Origin of the sequence: Tsukamurella pseudospumae, from assembly GCF_001575195.1 — a bacterium.
Taxonomy (GTDB): domain Bacteria; phylum Actinomycetota; class Actinomycetes; order Mycobacteriales; family Mycobacteriaceae; genus Tsukamurella; species Tsukamurella pseudospumae.
Map to the genome: position 1 here is coordinate 1 of NZ_LSRF01000016.1, position 2,923 is coordinate 2,923.

The following is a 2,923-nucleotide window of genomic DNA, read 5'->3' on the forward strand; positions in this document are numbered from 1 at the left end:
CAGCCATGATGCCCGCCGGTGGGAACCCAAACGTCTACGTCACCGACTCTTCTGCATCGCCGGATCCCTCGCCCGGCACGCCCGCCGAACCCGCCTACACCTCGCCGCGACAGCCCCCGACACCCGCCTGCTGATCGCCGGCCTACAGCGCCTGAACCGGATGCGAGCACCCACATGACCGACACAACGTCCCTGACCATCCGATCACGAAACACCCAACGGGGCAGTGGAACCCGACGCCACCCGACGCAACACCGGGGCGATCACCTCCGCCCACAGGCCGGAAACCGGCCCGAAACCACCAATCCGAAACCGATCAGGAGGAGGTCGACCACCTCATGAAAGATCGAGGCTAGCGGCGTCGCCGCTTCCCACATGTCATCCGCGATCCTGCGGGCGCTATCTGCAATCTCGCCGTGGAGCCGAATCAGCGTGGTCGGATTCTTCCCTACCCCGTTTAGCGAGCAGCCGAGCGTGTGCACACTATCTCGCGCGATGATGAATCGGTCGTGCATCCCACCTGTGTGCCGACGAATCTCAACGTTGCTGTCCAGTCCAGCGTGCGCAACCTGCAACGCTGCCAACTCGCCCTTCGAGACCTTTGGACCAATCACAATACGGCTGACTTCCGTAAGCTGAGCAAGCGGCAAGTACTGCGGAGCCTTGAGGTACGGGTCGATGATCGTGCAGTCGCCAAGGTCGGTCAGGAACCCGACGAGGCTCGCCCATGCCAGCGGATCTTCGCTTCCACCAAGGAACTGCACCTCATCGCCACCGTCCCGTTCGCGGTCGGCGCGGTACAAGGCATGACCCAACTGAGTTAGTCGCAGCCCGCCGTCGACCTCTTCGAGCCACATCAGACGGAGGAGCTGCGCAAGCACAGTCTCGTCGGGCGCTCTGGTCTCGATGTACCTCGCCTGCTCCATCGCCTGCCGCCACGGAGCCATGTACGCAGGGGGAGCCGTTCCCACCAACTGCTGCATCATCTCGCCGATGGGGCGGTATGACTTCTCCATCGCATCGTTGATGAGAGAACTCACTGTGAAACTCGGCTTGGCTGCTCCCCCGAACGGAGATTCGACACGCTTCCTCGTCACCTTGCCAGGAATCCTGCCTGGTTGATCGAGCCACGCCTGCACCTGGTTGACCGTGGGTAGGTAGCCGCCCAGATTCGCCGTCCGAATGAAAGTCATCGCGCGGTACTGCTCAGCGCCGATGATCGAGCCCGCCTGCCAATCCCTGCCGTCCATGCCGCGATCATGGCACGTTCCTAGTCGCTTGTCGGTGCCCTCTAATAGACACCTCCGCATTGCTGCTGCGAGGAGTCCAAACTGGACATGGGACGAACTACTCCTCGTGTGACCGAGCGGAACGCCTAAGAAGCCGCTCTACAAAGCCAACCCTGGCACTAGTTCGCATAGGTCCACCAGCTCGATATGCGCGGCAGGTCCAGCGGTGAACTCCGCGACCGACATCGTTGCGTCAGGATCGAACCTTTCGGTGAACCGCGACCGCGTGTGCGGCGAGGAGCGCCCCATTGCCCACGACGCCTTCGACGCCGAGGTTCGGAGGAAGCGGGCAGGAAGATCGCCAACCACGTAGAGCTGCGCCGTTCGCTCACTCTTATCCAAGGCAAGGTGCACCAGGTCGGCGAATACACCGCGCTTGCGCATGGTGTCCGCTCCCTTCCACTGCGCGACCTTGAACTCCGCGATCCTTCTGTCGGTTTCCAAGTCGAACGGTCGGCTCTTGTCATTGCCAGCGCCGAGCGACGGACGATTCGTCACTCGCTCCCCTGGTTCGAGAATCTGAGGCAGCACCAGGGCGATGGTCGTCGCGTGAATCACATCGTTCAGCCGTCCGACCGTGGACCGCACAGACAGCGCCGCCGACAGCAGCTCGGCAGACAGCCCGTGCGCCGACACCACCTCTGCGGCGTCTAACGCCGTGGTCTCGACGAGTGCGGATTCCACCTCCGCGAGCTGCACCGTGAGGCTGTTCTGGCTGAGGAAGTCCGACAGCACCGCGAACGCCGCCGCGAGGTCGTTCGAGCTGGTCGCGTCGTCCACCGTCATGCGGGAATCATGGCACGCGAACCGTGAGACGGGGCGGGGGCGGTATGCCAGGATTCACCGCATGGCGACTCCCAACGCGGCGAAGTTCTACGCGAACCTGCGCCGTGAACTGTTCGTGCTCGAAGCCGTCGTCGGAGCAGGGGCACCGCCCGACTTCGACGACCTGCACGCGGAAGCGCGCGGGCGACCGTCTGACGAGGTGAGCGCGGGCATCACCGACCTTCAACGGCGTATCAAGGCTGTCCGTGACGCGCACCCAATCACCCGTTGGGTGGATGCGGACCCCGAACACCGCGACGGACAGCCGTCGTGGACCAACAACCACTAGGCGGAGTCCACATGTACCCCAAGGTCAGCAAGAGCAATCTGTTCCGAGCAGCGGGTCACCTGGTCACCGCCGAGGTCTTTCGACGAGGAGGGCTAGGGCGTGTCTCCCAATCATGGACTGCTGATCGGGGATAATCGTTCCGTGAGTTCATCTCGGTACGAAGCGATTTCGGATGAGCAGTGGGCTCGGATCGAGCCGTTGTTGCCTTCGAGTGTTGGTCGGCCTGGGCGTCGGTTCGAGAACAACCGGCGAGTGGTCGAGGCGATCATCTACCGGTATCGAACCGGGATTCCGTGGCGGGATCTGCCGGTCGAGGCATTCGGTTCGTGGAAGACGGCCTGGAAGCGTCACCGGCGTTACGCCCAGGACGGAACCTGGGACAAGGTTCTGGCCGCGCTCCTCGCCGACGCCGATGCGGCGGGCAAGATCGATTGGACGGCGGTGTCGGTGGACGCCACGATCAACCGTGCGCATCAGCACGCGACGAACACTGTTCGCCCTGATCAGGACACAGGGGGCC

5 protein-coding genes are annotated in these 2,923 nt (G+C 63.4%); 3 read left to right on the plus strand and 2 right to left on the minus strand.

Features of this window, described 5'->3' with window-relative positions; genetic code table 11:
- On the plus strand, nt 1–178 hold a 178-nt coding region (locus AXK60_RS25740), incomplete at its 5' end, for a transposase (protein WP_175399973.1).
- Between the two features lie 85 nt (nt 179–263).
- On the opposite strand, the gene AXK60_RS09270 is transcribed toward AXK60_RS25740, so the two are convergent.
- Nucleotides 264–1,250: a hypothetical protein gene (locus tag AXK60_RS09270; protein WP_068570869.1), complete on the minus strand. Its 987-nt coding sequence runs from the start codon at nt 1,248–1,250 to the stop codon at nt 264–266.
- Nucleotides 1,251–1,388: 138 nt separating this feature from the next.
- Nucleotides 1,389–2,075 carry a hypothetical protein gene (locus AXK60_RS09275; protein WP_068570870.1) on the minus strand — a complete coding sequence of 229 codons (687 nt, stop codon included), beginning with the start codon at nt 2,073–2,075 and terminating at the stop codon, nt 1,389–1,391.
- Nucleotides 2,076–2,136: 61 nt separating this feature from the next.
- Here AXK60_RS09275 and AXK60_RS09280 point away from each other — a divergent pair, with 61 nt between their 5' ends.
- Together AXK60_RS09280 and AXK60_RS09285 are read left to right on the plus strand one after the other, a co-directional pair.
- Entirely contained in the window at nt 2,137–2,403 is a 267-nt protein-coding gene (locus AXK60_RS09280) for a hypothetical protein (protein WP_068570871.1), read from the plus strand.
- Nucleotides 2,404–2,544: 141 nt separating this feature from the next.
- Nucleotides 2,545–2,923 (plus strand): IS5 family transposase (locus AXK60_RS09285; RefSeq protein ID WP_068570872.1); only part of this gene is annotated, 379 nt, incomplete at its 3' end.